The 20,006-nt window shown below is 42.6% G+C and carries 18 protein-coding genes and 2 pseudogenes; 3 read left to right on the top strand and 17 right to left on the bottom strand.

Features of this window, described 5'->3' with window-relative positions:
* Positions 1 to 6: 6 nt before the first annotated feature.
* Complete coding sequence (gene acnA, locus KH172YL63_RS09730; RefSeq protein WP_173105915.1) at positions 7 to 2,718, bottom strand: aconitate hydratase AcnA; 2,712 nt, start codon at positions 2,716 to 2,718, stop codon at positions 7 to 9.
* 325 nt (positions 2,719 to 3,043) lie between these two features.
* On the opposite strand from acnA, the gene sspO reads away from it, so the two are divergent.
* Positions 3,044 to 3,193, top strand: coding sequence for a small acid-soluble spore protein O (gene sspO / locus KH172YL63_RS09725; RefSeq protein ID WP_173105914.1), 150 nt, complete (start codon positions 3,044 to 3,046; stop codon positions 3,191 to 3,193).
* 126 nt (positions 3,194 to 3,319) lie between these two features.
* Here sspO and KH172YL63_RS09720 read toward each other — a convergent pair whose 3' ends face one another.
* Positions 3,320 to 3,580: a hypothetical protein gene (locus KH172YL63_RS09720; RefSeq protein ID WP_173105913.1), complete on the bottom strand. Its 261-nt coding sequence runs from the start codon at positions 3,578 to 3,580 to the stop codon at positions 3,320 to 3,322.
* Between the two features lie 113 nt (positions 3,581 to 3,693).
* Here KH172YL63_RS09720 and KH172YL63_RS09715 point away from each other — a divergent pair, with 113 nt between their 5' ends.
* The gene (locus KH172YL63_RS09715; RefSeq protein ID WP_173108119.1) at positions 3,694 to 3,834 is read left to right on the top strand and encodes a small acid-soluble spore protein P; all 141 of its coding nucleotides are present in this window, start codon (positions 3,694 to 3,696) and stop codon (positions 3,832 to 3,834) included.
* A gap of 186 nt (positions 3,835 to 4,020) precedes the next feature.
* Complete coding sequence (locus tag KH172YL63_RS09710) at positions 4,021 to 4,368, top strand: Hsp20/alpha crystallin family protein (protein WP_173105912.1); 348 nt, start codon at positions 4,021 to 4,023, stop codon at positions 4,366 to 4,368.
* Between the two features lie 88 nt (positions 4,369 to 4,456).
* Here KH172YL63_RS09710 and KH172YL63_RS09705 read toward each other — a convergent pair whose 3' ends face one another.
* The 15 genes and pseudogenes from KH172YL63_RS09705 to KH172YL63_RS09645 form a co-directional block, all read right to left on the bottom strand.
* Positions 4,457 to 6,679: a DEAD/DEAH box helicase gene (locus KH172YL63_RS09705; protein WP_173105911.1), complete on the bottom strand. Its 2,223-nt coding sequence runs from the start codon at positions 6,677 to 6,679 to the stop codon at positions 4,457 to 4,459.
* 169 nt (positions 6,680 to 6,848) lie between these two features.
* Positions 6,849 to 7,337: a methyl-accepting chemotaxis protein gene (locus KH172YL63_RS21860; RefSeq protein WP_442858781.1), complete on the bottom strand. Its 489-nt coding sequence runs from the start codon at positions 7,335 to 7,337 to the stop codon at positions 6,849 to 6,851.
* A 276-nt stretch (positions 7,338 to 7,613) separates the two neighbouring features.
* Positions 7,614 to 8,075: pseudogene (locus KH172YL63_RS21855) on the bottom strand (protoglobin domain-containing protein); the annotation flags it as partial.
* A 203-nt stretch (positions 8,076 to 8,278) separates the two neighbouring features.
* Positions 8,279 to 8,905 carry a lytic transglycosylase domain-containing protein gene (locus KH172YL63_RS09695; RefSeq protein WP_173105909.1) on the bottom strand — a complete coding sequence of 209 codons (627 nt, stop codon included), beginning with the start codon at positions 8,903 to 8,905 and terminating at the stop codon, positions 8,279 to 8,281.
* A gap of 738 nt (positions 8,906 to 9,643) precedes the next feature.
* On the bottom strand, positions 9,644 to 9,769 hold the full coding sequence (locus tag KH172YL63_RS09690; protein ID WP_106298454.1) for a YjcZ family sporulation protein: 126 nt from the start codon (positions 9,767 to 9,769) through the stop codon (positions 9,644 to 9,646).
* Positions 9,770 to 9,989: 220 nt separating this feature from the next.
* On the bottom strand, positions 9,990 to 11,513 hold the full coding sequence (locus KH172YL63_RS09685; protein ID WP_173105908.1) for a glycine betaine uptake BCCT transporter: 1,524 nt from the start codon (positions 11,511 to 11,513) through the stop codon (positions 9,990 to 9,992).
* Positions 11,514 to 12,160: 647 nt separating this feature from the next.
* On the bottom strand, positions 12,161 to 12,730 hold the full coding sequence (locus tag KH172YL63_RS09680; protein ID WP_173105907.1) for a 3D domain-containing protein: 570 nt from the start codon (positions 12,728 to 12,730) through the stop codon (positions 12,161 to 12,163).
* 435 nt (positions 12,731 to 13,165) lie between these two features.
* A complete protein-coding gene (locus tag KH172YL63_RS09675; RefSeq protein ID WP_173105906.1) occupies positions 13,166 to 13,939 on the bottom strand; it encodes a 3D domain-containing protein in 774 nt (257 codons plus the stop codon).
* A gap of 463 nt (positions 13,940 to 14,402) precedes the next feature.
* A complete protein-coding gene (locus KH172YL63_RS21850) occupies positions 14,403 to 14,924 on the bottom strand; it encodes a methyl-accepting chemotaxis protein (RefSeq protein WP_442858780.1) in 522 nt (173 codons plus the stop codon).
* A 237-nt stretch (positions 14,925 to 15,161) separates the two neighbouring features.
* A pseudogene (locus tag KH172YL63_RS21845) lies at positions 15,162 to 15,644 on the bottom strand (protoglobin domain-containing protein); the annotation flags it as partial.
* A gap of 260 nt (positions 15,645 to 15,904) precedes the next feature.
* Positions 15,905 to 16,648: a type I methionyl aminopeptidase gene (map, locus tag KH172YL63_RS09665; RefSeq protein WP_173105904.1), complete on the bottom strand. Its 744-nt coding sequence runs from the start codon at positions 16,646 to 16,648 to the stop codon at positions 15,905 to 15,907.
* A 104-nt stretch (positions 16,649 to 16,752) separates the two neighbouring features.
* The gene (locus tag KH172YL63_RS09660) at positions 16,753 to 18,042 is read right to left on the bottom strand and encodes a DUF2254 domain-containing protein (protein WP_173105903.1); all 1,290 of its coding nucleotides are present in this window, start codon (positions 18,040 to 18,042) and stop codon (positions 16,753 to 16,755) included.
* A gap of 64 nt (positions 18,043 to 18,106) precedes the next feature.
* Entirely contained in the window at positions 18,107 to 18,793 is a 687-nt protein-coding gene (locus tag KH172YL63_RS09655) for an LrgB family protein (RefSeq protein WP_173105902.1), read from the bottom strand.
* Positions 18,777 to 19,157 (bottom strand): CidA/LrgA family protein, encoded by a 381-nt coding sequence (locus tag KH172YL63_RS09650; RefSeq protein ID WP_173105901.1) that lies wholly within the window; start codon positions 19,155 to 19,157, stop codon positions 18,777 to 18,779. The genes KH172YL63_RS09655 and KH172YL63_RS09650 overlap by 17 nt, the downstream gene beginning before the upstream one ends.
* A 114-nt stretch (positions 19,158 to 19,271) precedes the next feature.
* A complete protein-coding gene (locus tag KH172YL63_RS09645; RefSeq protein ID WP_332066974.1) occupies positions 19,272 to 19,925 on the bottom strand; it encodes a type 1 glutamine amidotransferase domain-containing protein in 654 nt (217 codons plus the stop codon).
* Positions 19,926 to 20,006 lie beyond the last annotated feature (81 nt).

The following is a 20,006-nucleotide window of genomic DNA, read 5'->3' as shown; positions in this document are numbered from 1 at the left end:
TGTGCATTATGCTTGTAATTTGTTTCTAAGAACCATCTGCAGAATTCCACCGTGACGGTAGTAGTCCACTTCAACATCAGAATCGAAACGTGCAAGCACGTCGAACTCTGTTGTGGTGCCATCTTCAGCGACTGCAGTAACTGTCAGGATGTCACGAGGTTTTACATCGTCTGTGATATTGACAGAGATCGTTTCTTTACCAGTCAATCCAAGTGTTTCAGCGCTGTCGCCCTTCTTGAATTGAAGAGGCAGCACACCCATCATCACAAGGTTTGAACGGTGAATACGCTCGTAACTTTCAGCAATGACCGTCTTGATGCCAAGAAGGTTTGTTCCTTTCGCTGCCCAGTCACGGGAAGATCCCATACCGTAATCTTTACCTGCAAGCACAACCAACCCTGTTCCATCCTGCTGATACTTCATGCAGGCATCATACATAGGCATGATTTCATTTTCAGGCCAGTAGGTAGTGAATCCACCTTCAGTACCCGGTGCAATTTGGTTACGGATACGGATGTTTGCAAACGTACCGCGCATCATCACTTCATGGTTACCTCGACGGGAACCGTAAGAGTTGAAGTCACGTGGTTCAACGTTGTTTGCACGTAGATATTTCCCTGCTGGTGTATCTTTTCCGATGGCACCGGCTGGTGAAATGTGGTCAGTTGTGACCGAATCCCCGAACTTACCGACAACGCGAAGTCCGTTCAACCCTTTGATGTCCTCAGGCGTTGTTGCAAGTCCTGTGAAGAATGAAGGGTTTTGGATGTAAGTTGAGTTCTCATCAAAGCTGTATAGTGGTTCGTTGCTTGTTTTGATCTCATTCCAGCGTTCGTTTTCAGAGAAAACATGCTCATATTCCCTGCGGAACAATTCTGGTGTTACAGTAGACTTGACCGCATCCTTCACTTCATCCTGAGTCGGCCAGATGTCTTTGAAGAATACATCATTTCCATCTTTATCTTTTCCTAGTGATTCGGTTTGAAGGTCGATGTTTACTGTACCAGCTAAGGCGTATGCTACAACCAGTGGCGGAGAAGCAAGGTAGTTTGCTTTCACCAATGGGTGGATACGTCCTTCGAAGTTACGGTTACCTGAAAGGACTGATGTTAATAATAAGTCAGCCTCAGAAACAGCTTTCTCGATTTCCGGACGAAGTGGACCGGAGTTACCGATACAAGTCGTACAACCATACCCAACAAGGTTGAAGCCGATTGTCTCAAGGTAAGACAGTAATCCTGAATCCCTTAAGTAGCCTGTAACAACTTTAGATCCCGGTGCAAGTGATGTTTTCACATAATCAGGGACATTCATGCCAAGTTCCACTGCCTTTTTCGCAACAAGGCCGGCACCTAACATAACATATGGATTTGATGTATTCGTACAAGACGTGATGGCAGCGATACCGATCGCACCGGTAGGCATTTCTACATCCGTACCGTCTTCAGTCGTATACTTGGCTGTTTTGTTGATTTCAGATGCGTCAAGGCCGAATCCTTGTACGCCTTCTTTAGCCGTGATGGAGTTAAGGAAAGATTCCTTCATATCTGACAGTGGAATCAAATCTTGAGGACGTTTCGGTCCGGAAAGGTTTGGTTCTACTGCAGAAAGGTCGATTTCCACGACGTCTGTGTAAGTTGGCTCTTCTTTTTCAGGCGTGAAGAACATTTCGTTTTTCTTCAGGTATTCTTCTACCATGTTGATATGATCTTCATCACGTCCCGTTAAACGAAGATAATCCAGTGATTCGGAATCTACAGGGAAGAATCCGCAAGTTGCGCCGTATTCAGGAGCCATGTTGGCGATCGTCGCACGGTCAGCAAGCGGCAGTGTTGCAACACCTGTTCCGAAATACTCGACGAATTTTCCTACTACTCCTTTTTGACGCAATACTTGTGTGACTTTCAGAGCCAAATCTGTCGCAGTTGCGCCATTTGGAAGCTCTCCAGTCAATTTCACCCCGATAACTTCTGGGATTGGGAAGTATGATGGCTGACCAAGCATTCCAGCTTCCGCTTCGATTCCACCAACACCCCATCCAAGGACACCAATCCCATTGATCATTGTCGTATGGGAGTCGGTTCCAACAAGTGTATCCGGATATGTTTCAAAATCGCCTTCTGTTGTCTCAACAGCGTGAACGACATTTGCTAAGTATTCTAAGTTTACCTGGTGAACGATCCCGGTTGCAGGCGGTACGGCACGATAGTTTTCAAATGCCTTTTGAGCCCAGCTAAGGAATTGGTAACGCTCTGCATTACGTTCAAATTCAAGATCCATGTTAACTTGCAGTGCATTCGCTGTTCCATATTTATCAACCTGTACAGAGTGGTCGATAACCAGATCAACCGGGATTTCAGGATTGATCTTCTGAGGATCGCCCCCGATATCAGCCATTGCCTTACGTAAGGATGCCAAATCTACGACAGCCGGTACACCAGTGAAATCCTGAAGGATAACACGTGAAGGCTTGAACGGAACTTCCGCATCCTTCACTTCAGTTGATCCCCAGTTCGCAAGGTTCTCAACATGCTCTTTGTTAATGACACGTCCGTCAAATTGACGAAGGACAGATTCGAGCAATACCTTTACGCTGTAAGGTAAGCGATTGATTTTTGTAACTCCAGCTTCTTCAAGTGCTTTTAGACGATAATAATGATAACGTTTTCCTTCAAGTTCGAAAGAAGAGCGTGCATTAAATACATCGTTCTTTGCCATTTCGATTCCCCCTCTAAACTGCATCAAACAATAAGTCGAAAAGTCTTCGTTCTTAAACTAACGAACTTTTCTCACATTTCCATCTTAATACAAGCGATTACATAAGTAAATAACAATAAAGTTATTGTTTTTGATAAGTTTTTCTTATCTAAAACATTAATCTCCTTTTGCTTTTAGTGAAAATATTGGTATTACAACATTTTCACCTGTGTCAAAACATGTCGCACCATTCAAAAAGTTATCGTGAAAAAACAATTCTGTTAGCCATTCCCTTTACTAAACACTTGGTAACGGTGGCATATTACTTGTATGGAGGTGTAGAAAAATGGCGAAACGAAAAGCAAATCATACGATCAACGAGCCAAATGCGGCGAAGTCACAGGGCAACGGGGCAGGATATAACGAAGAATACGCCAATGAACCATTAACAGAAGGGCAGCGGCAGTTCAGCAAGAAACGAAAAACGAATCAATAGGACTGGCAAGAGATGAGATGCTCAAACCTATGTAATTTGAGACTTCACAGTTCCACTACCCGATTCACTTCAAAATAAAACCCCGACCGCAAAAGTTTTGCAGTCGGGGTTTTTTGGAACTGTACCTCAAGAATGGTTATTCACTTCGTTCATGATAGCGGATAAATCAGACTTGAACTGTTGAAGCTGGGCCCGTTGTGTTTCAGATGCCACTTCCAAAGCGTTTTCTATTTGCTGATACGCTTCATTCACTTCATTCTTCAGGTGGGCCAATTGAGATCCGTAACTCGCTCCATCCAATACCAGTTCATTGACAGTGTTCTGCACTTCGGTCACACTTTGCTCCACTGCCTGATAAGCTTGCTGTTTATTTTTATGATAAGGCATGAATCATCTCTCCTTGTTCTGAAATCAGCCTTTATAGTATAGGCAAACCAGCTCCATTCTATACATTGTATAAACCGGTTCACTCCAATGCATCCTAAAGGCAGGAGGGATGAATCATGAACAAAAACGATGGGAAAGACATGCGTAAAAATGCACCAAAGCAATCAGGGCAGCAGGAGCCTCTGAGCGGTTCACATAAAGTCAAGAACCGAAATCATACAAGACAAAAACAACATGGACATCACGATATGTAAGGATTAAAAGGGAGAGCGGCACAATGACCGCTCTCTTTTTTCATGCGCTTCCTCTTTCCCCTCTGCTTTCCACATCCTCACACAATCATTGACGCCGAATACAATATGTAAAAGAAGTAGTTGGGGGTCAGGTGGAAAATGGGTAAGGAAAAGGAGGATTTTTTCTTAGAAAATTGGGAGGAAAATATGAAGGATTGGCTTTTGGATCCTGCGACGGTCCGATTGGATGAGGAAGAATTCCGGGTTGATTTTCTTGATACGACCGATTCATTCATTGTAGAGATTGAAACAGAAAATGTTTGTCCGGAAGAATTGATCATCAAGAAAAAGGATACACAATTGGACGTGTCAATCCTGATGAAAAACGAAGAGAAAACGAGGAAAAGGACCATCTGTTTTCCTTTCTGTTTAAAACAGAGGCCTATCACATATTCAATCGAACATCACACAATCGAAATCAATATCCCAAAAAAAGAATGCTCGGTACCTTCATCTTTTGTCATACGGGTACAGGGATTGTCTGATGAATCTTAACATTTACCATACAAAAGGTCTGGGGCTCTGCCCCAGACCTTCGTTTAATTTTGACAAGGTGCCGGCCCATTTCAAGTGTATCAACCGTTTACTTTCCTTCAATCAATTTAAAGAATTGCGCTGTGAGATGTTTTGAAAAAAGCCGGATTTGATATGGAAATACCTGATGATCTTTCGTGAAAGAATTGAACCACATCACTTTATGATCAAGCGCGATGAATGGAATGTCAGTGACTGCTTGTTTAACTGCAATATTCTTTGACAGCTTGGTCCCTTGTGATGCCCGGCACTGAACGATCACTTCTATATCGTTTGCCGCAGTCTTGAGGACATCCAGCATGTCTGACGGGATGTCAGCTGCTGCCCCAACATTTATGACGATCTGCTGCTTTGCTGCAAGTAAATCCTTCGCAAGCTTTCTGAAGTCACCGGACGGTATCCACTTCATCTTCTTAGTTGATTGGGGTTTAAGTGAAACGCTGCTTTCCTTATGGCCCTCCTGTTGAAGGTGCCGGATGAATTGATGGACCGGTTTGGACGGGTGGGTGCCGGCTGTGATGAACTGATCGTTCCCGACAACCACCAGTTTTCCTTTTGCCCTCGTGACAGCCACATTCAGGAGCCTTTCGCTTCCTTTTCTTGTCAGTAGCGCACCGGGATTCCCATGAGAGACGCCATCCACAAGATCAAATAAGATCATATCATTTTCTGAACCCTGGAAGCCGTGTACGGTGGCGGCATAAAGATCTGACTGATTTGTCTCATTCACCAGCTCACTCAGTAAGTGTTTATACCAATTTGCCTGTACCCGGTATGGGGTCACAATACCAATCGAATGAATTCCGTCTTCTACTGCTTGAAGCGTCAGTTGAATCGTGACCAGACTGGATAATACATTCCATCTGGATCCTTTGTGCGTCTCTCCCCACTGTGTCCCTTCAATGAGGGAAAACAACGTCGCACCGTGGGTTGGAAACGGCTTTTTATTGGTAATGGCCGCTCTTTTCGTTTCAACGGAAGGATGATCCCCCACATTTGAATGGTAAATATATTTATTTGTAAATGAAGAAATACTGGGATGCATCCTTCTTTGCTCCGGAAGCAACAATAGCTGAGGATGAAAGAGCCCTGCATCCACAGCCCGTGCGACTCCTGCCGAATGAAAGATATCTTCCTTCAGCCACTTTGCAGCGAGTGGATGGTAGGAAGTTGATATGGGCGGCAGCTGCTTAAAATCACCGCATATAATCGTCTTTTTTGCCAGGGAGGCAGCGAATGCTACCTGAGGGACATATGCCATACTTGATTCATCCACAATTACCACATCAAATTCATCTTCGTAGATCAATCGGTCGATGGCAGCTTTTGAGAGGGTGGTCCCGATGACTTTCGCCTCTGAGACAAGCTCTCCTTCCCTCCGCTTGAATGTTTCTTTGATCTTTTGATAATGAACCTCAAGTTGAGATAATCTTTCCGAATCGTATGAAGAATAGGCTTTCGATAATTTCGCCTTTAATCTTCTCCTATATGTTTCGACCTTTCCTTTTTCCTCTGAAAGTGTTGGATCTTGTTTTTCAAGTAATTGAAGAACACTTAAATCCGTCACATCTTCTCCGAACATCTTCCGGTTTGCACCGTAACGGATCACCTCACCCGGCACCCATCGATCATGACTGCTGAGGAAATGATGCATCTCTTCAATCAATACATCCACCGCAGCATTGCTGTGGGACAGAAGAAGGATTTTCTTCCCTTCAGAGTAGTGATAGGACGCGACCCGGGCCAACGTATACGTCTTCCCCGTCCCCGGCGGTCCCCATAAAAACGTGACTGGATTGTATTTACTCCTGACGTATGCTTCGTGTAAAGGAGTGTCATATGGGGTATCAGGGTGTTTCATGACAGGTGATGGCTTCATCACCTGCTGCATACGCAAAGCTTTTCCGTGACGCTCCTTCCCTTCATCCAACCGTTCCATAAGTTTCACAAGGTTATCCCACGGTTCATGAAGAAGCTGCCCGTAGCTAATCGTATCCCCAAGGAATTGATCAAACTCCACGATGCATTCCCGCTCTTCTGAATTGATCACCATACCTTGATAGGAGGCGTTCTTTCGCTTAAACATAACTCCGGCGCCTTCCGGAAGCGAAGAGGGGTAAGTGAGGATAAACCAGTATATATACTCATTTTCCCCTTTTTTGATGCATCTGCCTTCTTCTATTGATATCCCGTTGGATTCCCGTTTTTTCAATTGTAGAATTTCCATATCAAGAGCTTCTTTCCACTCTTCAATCATATCTGTCATACGCATTGTGATCACCTTTGTTATTTCCGTTAAAATCAAGAATACAATCATAACAATTTTAGTTCGGGATGTACATGGATCAGTGGCTCATGATAAAACAAAAAAGTCGAGCGACCTTGTTTCATTTAGAAAAAAGCCGCTCGAATATTTACCAATCAACAAAGTATGTATACTATCATAAATCTGCAGTTAACTGACTTAATTGTTCTGCTGATAGGGAGAGTTGAGAGACAGCATTGGAGATCTCTTCTACAGCGACGGAAATTTCATTCATCTCTCTTTCTACTTTTTCACTCTGATTTTTCGAAGTTCCGATGGACTCTACAATTTCATGGAAGAATACGTCCGCTTCGTTCGTAGATACCATCCCGCTTTCAGCAAGCTCTTCAACGGACACGATATATCCCGAGATTTTGTCCACCTGCAGCTTGGTTCCACTGATCAGACTTGATACGTTGGTTACAGAATGCTTGGTTTGTTCTGAAAGCTTTCTGACTTCTTCCGCTACAATGGCAAAACCTTTTCCGTGCTCTCCAGCACGTGCAGCTTCAATACTGGCATTAAGTGATAACAGATTCGTTTGCTCCGCAATCGTCTGGACAATGGACACGATATCAAAAATTTGATTTGAAATCTGCTGCAATTGATTGATTTCATTAAGCATCTCTCTCATGTCTGAAAGAATTTTACCCATATGTTCTTTTTGCACACCCATCTTGTTTTTGCCTTCAATGGAGAAGTGACTTATTCTTTCAATTGATTGAGTCCCTTCTTTCGTAAGGATACTGACTTCATTCATTCTGGAGTTGATCGAATCCAATGAGGCTGTTGATTCTTCTGAAACAGCCGATAAATTGGTGGTCGCTTCCCTGACATTTTCATTCATTTTATCTTTTAAAAGCTGAGACTCTGCCCTCATGTTATTGATTTCTTCTTCATATGCTTCCAGAACCAGCTGCATCTCCAGGTTTAAAATTTTTGTATAGGCATTGATAACTTTATTATAATCATTCCTGTTATGGTATGAGCGGTACATTACGTCTAGTATGGTAGTTTGCAGACTTTGAAATGAAGCGATGTACCATTTTGTAGGCAGACCTATATGTATATGCATGTTTGCGATCTTCCGGCGTTTATCAATGAAGTTCTGGTCAATGACCCCATGAGTCATTTCTGTTACATGTACTGCCAGTGTCTGCTTTAAACGCGCAATAGAGCTGTATTTCTCTACAATCTTCATTAATGTTGGATTTCGTTCAATAGGTGAATAAAACCCATCTATGATCTCACCAAGATTGTCTTCAACATGTGGGGTTGTACTTGCTAGTACCGCCAGATCCCCTGCTGATAATTGAATCAATTCCAATTGTTTCTGTACTTCATCAGAGACTTTGATACTCACTTCCGAAAGCTTTGATTCTTCGTTCAGTCTGTTTTCCTCTTTTGGTTTTAATCTGTTTTTAATGAACAATGTCAGTACTCCCCTTACTAGTTTTCATTAGAATAAATATCCTTTTTTGGAAAAGTCACGAATATACTATAGCAAAAAAACACCCATATGAGTAAGGGTGTTAAGAAAACATTTGTGTCTATTTCAGGAAAGAGTCATAGGGGGTTTCCTTTCTCTTTTTCATCTTTCTTCACAAAACGGTCTGCGTAATACAACACATCTTCTACATATTGTTCGCTGTGATTATAGGCAAATACAGCTTGTTCGATGTTCCCGTCGGCCGCTCCGTTGCGCGCCAGATAGTTGGCTGCGCTGAAAATGGCATCCTCGATTTGGTATGGATCGGCTTTGCCGTCTCCATTGGCGTCCACGCCGTAACCGCCATACTTTTTGATGACGTCGGGGTCTGTTTTCTGCTCTTCAGGAATATTCCCCTTGCCAAGGCCGTTACAGCTCGGATGTGCCCAACCCACAAATGTACATGGCATGAATTGCATATGTCCCTCTGCACCGACAGGAGACACAAGCGTCTTCATACTCGAAAACTTTGTTTCGACCCGATGATGGGCCGCAAGTAAATACCAAGGCACGCCGTATTCCTTCTGGGCAGCTTTGTAGATCGGAATATATTCTGAAGGAACTTCTTCTTTCCCTATAGAGCTGAGTTGAAAAGATACCTCTTCTTTATTCACTGAGTAGTAAATTCCCAAGATCATAACTGGTATGAGCAGAATAAGAATGGGTGAGGATCGTTTATTCTTTTTTAGCATTTTTTTGGGCATATGAGGTCGATCCTTTTCATAATAATGACTTCCTTAAGTATTTTAATATGAGTTGTACGTGATGGCAATCCGTTATTGATTTTTCTCTCCTAGTAAGAGTTATCATTTTAACTTTAATAATAAGCGGGATGCGGTTGATTGCAGCGAGAATCAACGGTTTAAGAAAATCCTATAAAATTATTGAACTGTTATCAATTCATCTTCTACACTCTTCTTAAAAATTAAGGCTGTTTTCGTAACATTGTGGCTTTTGACAAGCGGGATGCGGTTGATTGCAGCGAGAGATGCTCGCTTTCCGCGGGGATGGCGGTGAGCCTCCTCGGACTTCGTCCTGCGGGGTCTCACCTGTCTAGCGGCTAGCCCCTCGAGGTCATAAGCTAAATGGTCCATGAAGGCAAAGACCGCCTTCACAGCCCATTTAGCTTATGCTTGTCGGGGCTGTACGAGCCGCCTCCGCTTTTCGGACTGTCCATCAGTTCCCGCAGGAGTCGAGCATCTGCAGCGAGAATCAACCATCCAAGATAAAAACCAAAAATTCATTGGATTATCCGCTTATTTTTTCAATTTCCGTTCTCAAATTACCAAAGATGCTCACATAAAGTTGCATAATAGCAACAATCAATGCTAAAAGAGAATCCAACCACACATATATGGTGAAAATAAAAAAGACGACCCCTTAAAGCCCGGTAAATCACCGGATCCAAAGAGGTCATCAGCTTATCATTTATTCATATATTGTTAACAAACAAACGCTGCTCCAACGATAATTAACAGGATGAATAAAACTACGATTAACGCAAAACCACCAGCGTAGCCACCACCACCGCAGCCATATCCATATCCAGGGTATCCATATCCATACATCATCAGTCACCTCCAGTTATCTTACTACGATATTAATGTATGTAGTGGACAAATTGTAGGTTAATGTATCATGAGACCATTTTTTTGGCACCGGACTCCTTGTGGTGGGTATCCGCGCCATCACAAGGTTCTGTGGCTGTGTCAGATTGAAAAAATGAGTAAAATGTCTATTCTCCGCAATAAAAAAACCGCCTGAGAGGTCCCAGGCGGTTTCATGTTCTTATGATTGTTGTTCTTTTGATTTTCTAGGCTTTGGTTTAATATATAAGCCCAGTTCCTTTTTCTCTATCGTCAATGCCTTATAAAGAGAAACCATCATTAATGCCATAATGATTGAAAATGGCAATGCTGCCACAATCAAAGCATTTTGTAATGCTTGCAGTCCGCCACTGTATAGCAGGATCAATGCGACCGTAGATTGGGCAAGACCCCAAGTCAACTTGACATAGTTTGGCGGTGTTAATGATCCGTATGTGGTTTGCATCCCCAATACAAACGTTGCAGAGTCTGCAGATGTAATGAAGAATGTACCGATCAATGTGATCGCAACCACTGAAAGAATCGTTGACCATTCAAATCCGTTGAATACAGCGAATAGTACTTCCTCTGTGTTCAGTCCTGTAAGCTCAGCACCTGCTTGCTGTAATTCAATCGCAGATGTACCAAAGCTTGCAAACCAAATGAAACTGACAAGAGCCGGTAACAAGAGGACACCGATCAAGAATTCTCGAATCGTTCTGCCTCGGGAAACCCGGGCAATGAAAATGCCGACGAACGGTGACCAGGAAATCCACCAAGCCCAATAGAAAATGGTCCAGCCATTAATCCATGAACGGTGCTCCTCATTCAGCGGAGCAATCCGGAAGCTCATTGCTGCGATATTTTGAATATAAGCACCGATTGTATCAGTGAACATATTCAGGATCAACAAAGTTGGTCCGATGAAGAATACCAATACGAGGAGCATGATCGCAAGTACCATGTTCGTATTGGACAGGTATTTGATCCCTTTACTTAATCCTGACCAAGCAGAAATCATGAATAATACTGTAACGACCCCAATGATGATCGCCTGGACAGTAAAGTTATTCGGTATTCCAAGCAGGTAGGAAAGCCCACCGTTGATTTGTGCCGCACCAAATCCAAGTGTCGTTGCGACCCCAACCACTGTTGCGAATACTGCAAGAACATCGATGACCGTCCCGAGTGGTCCTTTCACTTTATCTCCGAAGATTGGCTTCAGCGTAGAAGAAATCAAGCCAGGCTCATCTTTGCGGAATTTAAAGTACGCAAGGGCTAAAGCCACGATTGCATAAATTGCCCATGCGTGAATTCCCCAATGGAAGAATGTATAACGCATCGATTCTTTGATCGCCTGATCTGTTCCGCCCTCTGCCATCGGAGGCGACATATAGTGAGACAGCGGCTCTGCTGCCCCCCAGAATACTAATCCAATTCCCATCCCTGCACTAAACAACATGGCGAACCATGTACCTTTTGTATACTCTGGTTTTTCATCTGGTTTCCCCAATCGGATCGTCCCCATAGGACTAAAGATTAAGAACACACAGAAAATGACAATCACTGTGACTAAAATAAGATAATACCAACCGAATGTTGAGGTGATAAATGTTTGCATGTTTGATGTGATGTCTTCAAAAGATTTAGGCGCAATCGCTCCATACGCAACTGCTGCTGCAACAAGCAATACAGTAATCCAGAAGACGTTAGATATTCTCTTCATAAAATTCTCCTTTCCATATTCTTCATTTTTTCGTTGCTCTTTTCTGAATGTAGGGCCATTCAGCCGATGCGTGTTGTATGCTTCCTATGTAATCGGGCTGTCAGACCTTCATGCTGAAAGAGTCTCAGTTAATGCAGATGGGAAAATGTGCATTCTGAAGCGAAGGGATAATTACTTATTACCTATTCCCTTGTCACTCTCTAATAAAACCAACATTTGTTACCCTATCAGAAAAAAGTTGAACATTGCAAGTAAAAAACACTATTCTTTTTAATAGTGTTTGTCAATTTTTCTATTTCATTCCCTTTTATTTTTTAATATGGAGATAAGATTGTAACGTAAACAACTTTTTGAAATTGGAAATGGAACCGTTTTTATAATCAAAATAAAAAACACTCGTAATTCAATGAAATGGAAAAGATTCAGGTGCATATAAATAGGAAGAAACAGAATATTCCGCTGCGTAACTTTGGCTGCTTAACATCGGTTGAAGGTAACTTCAATCTGGTAATTCCACCCTTTTAATCAAGGTCATTAAAAATTGTCTCACTTCATGTAAATAGAAATATAAAAAGTTGGGAAAATAAAATAAAAAGATTTCCATCCATAAAAATGGACGCCCTATGCCAGGCGCCCGTTTTTTCATATTATTCTTCGATGATTTGTACAGAAACATCCCGGACACCATATTGAAGGGCGTCTTTTTCTTTTTCCATATAAATGTCTATACGCTTCCCTTTAATGGCTCCACCCGTATCTTCTGCCCGTGCATAACCATAACCTTCTATATATACTTTACTTCCCAAAGGTATGACAGCAGGATCGACAGCGATGACTCTGGCGTCAGGATTCTCAAGTAAATCAACACCAGTCTTTGTGATTCCGATACAGCCTTCACAATGGGCTGTATATGCTGTAGCCGTTACGTTAACCTCTTTCACAACCTCTTTATCAGAAGTTGTGGACTCGGCAGCTTTCACAGCCTGATCGTTTTCCGATTCACTATTCACGGCCAAGCCTTCTTCTAGTAATAGTTGACGTGTGCCTACTTCATCAATCGACACATGATAACGATTGGCAATCTCCCAGAGAATGTCGCCTTCTTCTATATTATGATAATCATTAATGCTCTTATCGTCACTTTCTGCAGAAACAGTTATAAGTCCCCATGATAGAAAAACAGCGAAGGAAAAAATGGAAAATAATACTTTTTTCATCTTGAATGATTCCTCCTTTTATGATTGGTTAAGAAACCAACAGGTGAAATAGTAACATAGACTGACCTCAGGGACATAACAAACTGTTTATAAACCAATAACAATCTTATGACAGGCCTGTAATATTTATTGTTTTCTGTCTATAGCACTGGAAATATCTCTAAAGGCTTCAAATAATGGAGAATTTTGATGGGCAGCATATGGAACAACCTGATGTTTGAGGGTGAATGTGCCATTCTTGAAAATGAATGGCTATATGAGTGACTTCAACAATTTTCATCAAGCTAGATCGTGTAAGATTTCAATCCCTATAAAAAAGTGCTCTTTTTCCCGGGTTTTAAGAAACACAACTTCTCCCAAACAGGGTGGCATTATTGATCCACAAACCAATAAAAAAACACCGGGAATGGATTCCCAGTGTTTTCAATATATCTATTAATTTGTTTCAAGAATTTTCACAGTAACTGTCTTTCTTCCCCAATCAGTAGCCTGATCTTTTGAAGGAATGAAGACATCGATTCTGTTTCCTTGAATGGCTCCGCCAGTATCTTCTGCTGTTGCATATCCATATCCTTCTACATACACTTTAGAACCAAGCGGAATGACATCAGGGTCAACGGCAATGACTTTTGCATCTGGATTTTCTTTTAGGTTGACTCCAGTTGCTGTCGTACCAGAGCAACCTTCACATTCAGCTGTATACGCAGTGGCTTCAACTGTCAATTCTTTCACAGCCTGCTCATTTGCAGCAGGTTCTGCTGCAGCAGTTTCAGCTTCTGGAGTTACTTCTGCCTCTTCATTCACGGATTTTGCCGGCTCAGAAGTATTTGCAGCAGCTGAAGTTTTTTCGTCAAGATTGATGACCAACTCTTGTCCAGGTACAATCAGTTCGCTTTCAAGGGCGTTCCATCCTTTTAAGCTTTCAACTGAGACACCGTATAGGGAAGAGATTCCCCAAAGAGTATCGCCTTTTTTCACTGTATAATATTCCTTCGAAGAAACTTTAAGTTCCTGATCAGGATAAATGATGTCTGAGTTCAAGTTGTTCCACTTCATCAGTTGATCAACCGATGTGCCGTATTCGTTGGCAATTCCCCAAAGTGTGTCGCCTTTTTTTACCTCTATGTCTTGTGCTGAAGCGCTAGCTCCACCAGATACTGCAAGGGTTGTAAAAGCAGCCACAGATATAATTGATTTTTTTAGTTTCATAGAAACATTCCTCCTTATGTAGCTAGCGGGTTATTTATTTTTGCTAACAGGACCCATCGTAACATAGGAAAATCTCAATACAATAACAGAGACTTTAACATCGTGCGTCAAGTATATTTCATGGATGTAATAGAAAGCGATTTCCTGTATAAACTATCTTAAATAGGAGAATTGAGGAAATAAAAGATGAAAAATATAGATATTTTGGATGATTATTGGTGAAGTGCAAGCTGCAGTGATTTCTTCACACCGCAGTGCCTGCTTATACGTATCGAAGAATTCTACTTAACAAGATGATAGAAAGAATCTATAATATTGAATATAGCGGTAAAGCAGGAGGAATACAGATGGAAAACAATGAAGAACATATCGTCCTCTATAAAGATCCTGAAGGTAAAACAAAAATCGTTTAAGCGATGGCACAATTTGAAAGGGAAGCCGGTGTCCTCCGGCTTCCCTTTTTCTATCTATTCATCTTTTCTATGATGGCGGATGAGAAGCTGACAAGTTCATCCGTTGTATGATTGATCTGTCTGATTGCCTCTACAATATGGTGTAGTTCGGCTCGATTGCGCTTGAACATATCCATATAGTTTTCCATCTCCATCTGGACCGTCATGATTCCGCTTTGAACATTTCTGATTTCTTTTTGTGATGCTTCTGTCAATTCGGTCATATGATGGATTCTCTTGGAGACAACACTAATTTGTTGATTACTTTCATTCACGAGGCGATGGATGGATGTGCTCAGCTCTTTCGAATCTTCGGCAAGCTTTCTTACTTCAGACGCGACTACCGCAAACCCCCTGCCTTCATTTCCCGCCCTTGCTGCTTCAATGGAAGCATTTAATGCAAGCAGATTGGTTTGTTCAGCAATTTGTTGGATGGCATTCGAAAGAGGCGTAATTTGTTCTGCTATTTGTTTCACTCCATGAATTTCTCCGAGCAATGTTTTGATTTCCTCTGTTATACCGCTGAAACTCATGATCATGTGGTCTGTCTGATCTTTATTCAATTTGGAAAGCTGAAGGAGATTCCTGCTGCTCTTTTCTGTCTCTTCTGATTGATCACGGATATTTTCTGCTTTTGTTGCCGTCCCGTTTAAGCTTTTCTCTGTTTGAGAAAGAGATGAGCCCAATTCAGTATTCATTTTCAACATTTCTTCTTGCAGCACCTGGTTTTCTAAATGGAGGTCCTGGAGCTCGTTCATCCGGCTTTGGATATAATATTCAGAAACGATGCTCATATCCAGGTGGATGCCATGATCAATCGCCACCAAAACTGAAGCGAGTTTTGAAGGATCATGCTGGTGGAGCTCAACGATTTTCGGGAGCATGAAATGCTTGATCGTTGTATATGTGGAAATGAACCAGTCAATTGTCACACCGTTTCGATTATGTGTCCGCCCCATTCGCTCTCTCATCCTGAAATATTCCTCATTCAATTCGCCGGAGAATAGGGAGCGGAAATAGTCATGGAACACAGCCTTCAGCCGCTCCCTGCTGGAATGATGATGAGCGATTTCAACTAAGCTCGGATGCTGATAAAAATGGTCAAGCACTGCTTCAAGAAGAAAATCTGCCAATTGTTCATATACAGGAAGAACCTCCTTCAACTCGAGCAAATGATGTTCCTGAAACTTCATATAATGAAGCCTTTCATTCAGCTTCTGATCTTTCACTACAACTGTCTTGGATGTTGGCATGATGACAGAATGGTTTTTAGGTTTCTTTGAAAATAACACAGCCATGAGTGGATGCCTCCGATAAAATGCAGAATATATTCCCCTTGTCATTTGTATAATTTATGTACAACACAAGTATATAAAATGTACCCCATACCACACCCCTGCACAACCATTATGCTCAGAATCTTCCAATAACCCAATATCTTAACAAAAAAGAGGGACGGACCTTTGTTCCTAGGAGCAGCTCCTAGGAATTGAGGTCCGTCCCTCTAAAGGGGTTATTTTGTTAGGATGATGGGTTCATCACGGGTGATGATGATGGTGTGTTCGATTTGGGCGACACGGCTGTTGTCTGGTGTGATGTATGTCCAGCCGTCGCCTTTTTCCACAACGTTTTGTGCTTTCGTTGAGACGAAAGGTTCAAACGCAATGACCATGCCTTCTTTGAGCAGGGCATTATCCCAAGGATCGAAATAGTTGAGAATATGATCCGGCTTTTCGTGCAGTGAACGGCCGACACCGTGACCGGTCAAGTTCATGATGACCGTATATCCATTTTTACGCGCTTCGTTGTTTACCGCTTTTCCGATTCCATTCTGTTTGGAGCCCGCTCTTGCTTTTTGAAGTCCGGCTTCGAAAGACTTGACTGCAGCATCGCATAAATCTTGCAGCTTCGGATCTCCGTTGCCGACAACAAATGATATGCCTGTATCTGCGTAGTATCCATTTTTAGAACCGGAAACATCGATGTTGACAAGGTCGCCGCCTTGTATCACCCGGTCTCCAGGGATACCGTGGGCGACTTCCTCATTCACACTGATGCATGTGAACCCTGGGAAGTCATATTCACCTTTAGGGCCTGAAATCGCGCCGTTTTCCTCAAACAGCTTTCCGGCCATATCATCAAGTTCTTTTGTAGTTATACCGGCTTTTGTCTGGGCGCGAAGTTCATCACGAATCATTGCGACAATCCGCCCGATTTCTTTTAAGGCCAGTAAATCTTCGTCTGTTTTAACAATCATATTATCTTCCTTCACTTTATAAATTTACTTCCCTTACTATACCTAAACATTGACCATTTTTAAAGGGAAAGCTCCTTGTTTCCTCACGAACACCCAAGCCGGGATCAGCCATTATTGTTCTCACTTTCTTCTTCCGTCTTCAACTTTTCAATTTTTGCGTTCAAATAATATAAATCCCACTCCTGCATTTGATCCTTATCCATCCCATGCAATACATATTTATGAAAGTCATATACGATATGCTTCCGGGCCATTGGGGCATCCCTGTAAATCATGACAAGTGAATCCATAATGGAAAGAATCACGGAAATGTCTTCTTTTCCATAGTGAACGAGTTGGTAATAGCTTTGATAAAGAATATGGTTGAAGGAAAAGAGAGTCACTTGGACCCGGGGATTTCCCTTTTCATCATGTAAAATGACAATCCCATCTTCAAGGGAATGGGTCTCACTCAGAATGAGACCCATGTATTTGATGGAATCCCTTGCTGTATTCGGATCATTGATCCCAGGTGAAATAGCCCTTAAAGCGACTTCAACAATCTTTTGAAGGGAATAAGCAAGATCATACTCACCCATCCGTTCTCTGCCAATATAGATGAAAGAATGTATGTCCTCTTCCTTACCACCTTCCCCATGATAATGGAGTAAAGTGTCACCGGTCTTTACGAATTCTCCTACGCTTCTCTGAAAATTGATCAGGATTTGATTCTCCGAAGCGTAATGGATAAGACCTGAAAAATCAATGTATTGAATGAAGCCTGATTGATTCGCCGAAATCCCGGATTTATTTTCATATCCAAGCGGATTCGTCTTGTATGGTTTCACCGTTTGCTTCTCCTGCATCCCCCGGTAATAATCGATTACCTTAGAGGCTTCTCCCTCCAGGCGCTCTATTAACCTGCTGATTTGGATGGATGTCGCAATATGGTGGATGAAATAGGCAAAAAACGCTAAACAAATGACAGCATATAGAACGCCAATAAATGCAGAGGATACAAGGTGTTCTTCCAGGCTCTGCCTCATAAACAGCAGAGAAACGATTGAATAGATGAAACCTCCGAGGAATATACCTAGTCCCCTCATCGTGGTTTTGTCCCTGACGAAATTTTGAAGTGTCCTTGGTGAAAACTGTGATGAGTAGGTGGTCAATACAACCATCACAGTTGAAAATGTGAACGTCGTCATCGTTAGCAGCGATGACGCTATCGCGCTGAGTACCGTTTGGGCGAGGTCGATGCTCGTCAGCATCATGACCGGCAGGAACGGTTCAAGCTTATGTATCCAGTAAGTATCCAGCGAAACAGTGACAATCGCCAAAGCCAATGAACCTACACTGTAGATGGCAGGTACGATCCATACCCCTTTTCGAATAGCCATAAGGAATCGTTTCATGTTGGTCTGATCTCCTTTCAGTGCAAGAGGTGCGTTACCTATAGTTTCTCCTCATAACAAGGTATCAAACCAACAGAAAAATGATTGGAATGATAAAAGACATGATCGTAGCTGTAAGCGCCATAGCTGCACCGCTTACAGCACCTTCCCTCTCTCCTTCCTTGATGGCCTGTGCTGTACCGACCCCATGGGAAATGACACCGAACGGAAGCCCCCGGGAAATAGGATGACGGATCCCGATTATGCGCAAAATGAACGGGATCGTCATGGCACCGATCATCCCTGTCACGATGACAACCGTTGGAATGACTTCAATCTTGGCACCAATCACTCCTCCGATATCAACTGCGACTGGAGTGGTAATCGTTTTGATTAATAGAGACCTTCCCCACTCTGTTGGAATACCCAGCCACAGACAGAGATAATAGGTCAGCCCCATCGATATACCGCTTCCGACCAATATCCCGACCATAATCGGCATCAGGTTTTCAGCCATCAGTTTCCGGTGCTGATATAAAGGGTAAGCAAGCGCTACTGTCGCCGGCCCCAGTAGGTAGGTGATGGCTGAAGTAAGCTCCCCATATCTGCTATAGGGCATATCCACCGCGAGGAGTGTGATGATCAGCAGAATGGTACTGATAAAAATCGGGATTGTGAAGGGATTCGGCCACATCCGATGGATCTTCACCGCAAAGAGAAAATACAGGAATGTGATGGACAGGGCGAGTAAAGAACTAATGAGATGAACCATGGCTCTTATCCTCCTTCCCTTTCACAACGCGATCAGCTGAAACAGCAGTTGCCACAAACCCGACCAACCCGCTGACAATCAGGATGATCAGCAATTTCCATCCAAATTCTTTGAAATATGAACCAAGTACAATCGCACTGACAGACAAAGGCAGAAAAAAGAATGAAAAATGTCTGAGAAAAAAACCTGCTCCGTCCATCAATACCCGTTCTTTTATCACTCCGGTCAATAATAATAAAAATAATAGCAGCATGCCGATGATACTGCCTGGAATCGGTAAATGGAAGTAGGCTGAAATCCATTTACCACATTCATAGAATAAACACAGAATGGCAATTTGCATGAGAATTCGCATGGCTTGCATATGTATCTCCTCTCAAATATCCTTCATCCGATTTTAACATAATCATTGCAGGAGCGTGGTAAAATAAAAAGAGCACAGGAATCACCCCATGCTCATGCATCACTTGATGTCTGTTTATACGACTTTCACAAATGCTTCTGCTGTTGATTGACTGGATTGGGGATTCTGCCCGGTCACAAATTTCCCGTCGGTCACGACATGGTCAGCCCAGGCAGAGGATTTCTCGAACTGAGCGCCCTGCTCCCTTAATTTGGTTTCTAACAAGAATGGCATTAATGAATCAAGGCCTGTTTGCTGTTCTTCCTCATTAGTGAAACCCGTCATAGACTTCCCTTCAACCAGCCACTTCCCATCCGACAGCTTGGTGCCGACAAATCCTGCAGGACCGTGGCAAACCGCTCCGATCGCCTTATTGTTCTCTGCGAAGTGGGCCAAAGCTTTCTGAAGCTCCGGACTGTCAGGCAGATCGAACATTGTTCCATGTCCTCCGGGAAGGAAAATGCCTGCATATTCATGACAGTTCAATTGAGAAAGGACCATTGTCTGGTCAAGTTCCTTCGTAATTCCTTTCCATTTTTCCGTCAACTCGTCATCAAGGCTGTTCGGATCTAGAGGGATGCGCCCTCCTTTCAGGCTTGCCACATCCACTTCAAACCCCTGATTCTTAAATTCTTCATACGGTTCGGCGAACTCTGATAACCATAATCCCGTTTCGTGTTCATCATCGATTTTACTAGCATTTGTTAAAACCATTAATATCTTCTTCAATCTTAACCCTCCAATTATGAAACACTCTTTACTATTTAAGTGTTTATCCACTTGGAGCAGATTTAAACTTCCACTGATCAT

The organism is Bacillus sp. KH172YL63 (assembly GCF_011398925.1).
GTDB lineage: Bacteria > Bacillota > Bacilli > Bacillales > Bacillaceae_B > Rossellomorea.
This window is presented reverse-complemented; position numbering and strand designations above follow the sequence as displayed.

Coding starts and splice junctions, on each gene's coding strand:
- acnA (WP_173105915.1), bottom strand. CDS start 2,718: ATGGCAAAGAACGATGTATTTAATGCACGCTCTTCTTTCGAACTTGAA.
- sspO (WP_173105914.1), top strand. CDS start 3,044: ATGGCGAAACGAAAAGCAAATCATACGATCAACGAGCCAAATGCGGCG.
- KH172YL63_RS09720 (WP_173105913.1), bottom strand. CDS start 3,580: ATGCCTTATCATAAAAATAAACAGCAAGCTTATCAGGCAGTGGAGCAA.
- KH172YL63_RS09710 (WP_173105912.1), top strand. CDS start 4,021: ATGAAGGATTGGCTTTTGGATCCTGCGACGGTCCGATTGGATGAGGAA.
- KH172YL63_RS09705 (WP_173105911.1), bottom strand. CDS start 6,679: ATGCGTATGACAGATATGATTGAAGAGTGGAAAGAAGCTCTTGATATG.
- KH172YL63_RS21860 (WP_442858781.1), bottom strand. CDS start 7,337: ATGCTTAATGAAATCAATCAATTGCAGCAGATTTCAAATCAAATTTTT.
- KH172YL63_RS09695 (WP_173105909.1), bottom strand. CDS start 8,905: ATGCCCAAAAAAATGCTAAAAAAGAATAAACGATCCTCACCCATTCTT.
- KH172YL63_RS09690 (WP_106298454.1), bottom strand. CDS start 9,769: ATGTATGGATATGGATACCCTGGATATGGATATGGCTGCGGTGGTGGT.
- KH172YL63_RS09685 (WP_173105908.1), bottom strand. CDS start 11,513: ATGAAGAGAATATCTAACGTCTTCTGGATTACTGTATTGCTTGTTGCA.
- KH172YL63_RS09680 (WP_173105907.1), bottom strand. CDS start 12,730: ATGAAAAAAGTATTATTTTCCATTTTTTCCTTCGCTGTTTTTCTATCA.
- KH172YL63_RS09675 (WP_173105906.1), bottom strand. CDS start 13,939: ATGAAACTAAAAAAATCAATTATATCTGTGGCTGCTTTTACAACCCTT.
- KH172YL63_RS21850 (WP_442858780.1), bottom strand. CDS start 14,924: ATGAGTTTCAGCGGTATAACAGAGGAAATCAAAACATTGCTCGGAGAA.
- map (WP_173105904.1), bottom strand. CDS start 16,648: ATGATTGTTAAAACAGACGAAGATTTACTGGCCTTAAAAGAAATCGGG.
- KH172YL63_RS09660 (WP_173105903.1), bottom strand. CDS start 18,042: ATGAAACGATTCCTTATGGCTATTCGAAAAGGGGTATGGATCGTACCT.
- KH172YL63_RS09655 (WP_173105902.1), bottom strand. CDS start 18,793: ATGGTTCATCTCATTAGTTCTTTACTCGCCCTGTCCATCACATTCCTG.
- KH172YL63_RS09650 (WP_173105901.1), bottom strand. CDS start 19,157: ATGCAAGCCATGCGAATTCTCATGCAAATTGCCATTCTGTGTTTATTC.